The organism is Chromohalobacter sp. HP20-39 (genome assembly GCF_033052815.1).
In the GTDB taxonomy this organism is placed as follows: Bacteria; Pseudomonadota; Gammaproteobacteria; order Pseudomonadales; family Halomonadaceae; genus Chromohalobacter.
In genome coordinates, this window is record NZ_JAWHTP010000030.1 from 1 (window position 1) to 957 (window position 957).

1 protein-coding gene and 1 pseudogene are annotated in these 957 nt (G+C 60.3%); one reads left to right on the forward strand and one right to left on the reverse strand.

Translation table 11 applies throughout. From position 1 onward, the window contains the following. A partial coding sequence (locus tag RVY79_RS16640) for a DUF4158 domain-containing protein (protein ID WP_317465588.1) occupies window positions 1–504 on the reverse strand: 504 nt, incomplete at its 3' end. 144 nt (window positions 505–648) lie between these two features. On the opposite strand from RVY79_RS16640, the pseudogene RVY79_RS16645 reads away from it, so the two are divergent. Continuing rightward, a pseudogene (locus RVY79_RS16645) lies at window positions 649–957 on the forward strand (Tn3 family transposase); the annotation flags it as partial.

The following is a 957-nucleotide window of genomic DNA, read 5'->3' on the forward strand; positions in this document are numbered from 1 at the left end:
CGCAATCAGTGTCCGAATTGCCCGCTCGTGCACGATCACCAGCTTGTTCTTGTACAGCCATTGACGCGCCCGCACGAGTAGCTGATCGCGGTCGGCGCAGCGCGCCACTTCGTCGCGCAGTTCACGTACCAGTGAGCGGCGCTGGTGCTCGCTCATCCACTGGAATCCAAGGACCGTGCAGGCTACTTGTTGGTGATCGAATAGCGTGCGCCCGCGTTCATACATGGCTCTCAGCGAGGCGACTTCTGGTGCTGCAATGCCAAGCTCGTTGCCAAGGTGGCGCCACAAGGCTACTGGAATTACCCGAAAGGCACCGAGCAAACGCCCACTCATGCGCAGGAAACCAATATGGAGCGCCAGACCAAGCTTGTGGGAATCACCTCGGCGTGCATTGATTGCGTCGCGCTCGGCACCATCGAAGGTGAAAAATGCCTTCATCTCGAAGTCGCTGATATCGCGGGGGAGCCCACGCATCCCCAAAAACGTTGTGTGCCAACCCTGCATCGTGAACCTCAAAAGTGGGAGGCCACCATACCCGTTTACAAAGCGAACAGGAAAGTCAATGAAATCAACGGTCTACCCAGACCACCCCCGCGCCAGTGCTAGCTTTGCGTACCGTCACTTATTGCACTGAAAACGAGGAGACCCCTCAACGCCGTCGAGCGGGCGAGCGCCGAAGCAATCACCCGCGCCAACCGGCGCATCTACGATGCCTTGGCCGAACCGCTGTCGGACGCGCATCGCCGCCGCCTCGACGATCTGCTCAAGCGTCGGGACAACGGCAAAACGACCTGGCTGGCCTGGCTGCGCCAATCGCCCGTCAAACCGAATTCGCGGCACATGCTGGAACACATCGAACGCCTCAAAGCGTGGCAGGCGCTCGACCTGCCTTCTGGCATCGAGCGGTCGGTGCACCAGAACCGCCTGCTCAAGATCGCCCGTGAGGGTGGCCAGATG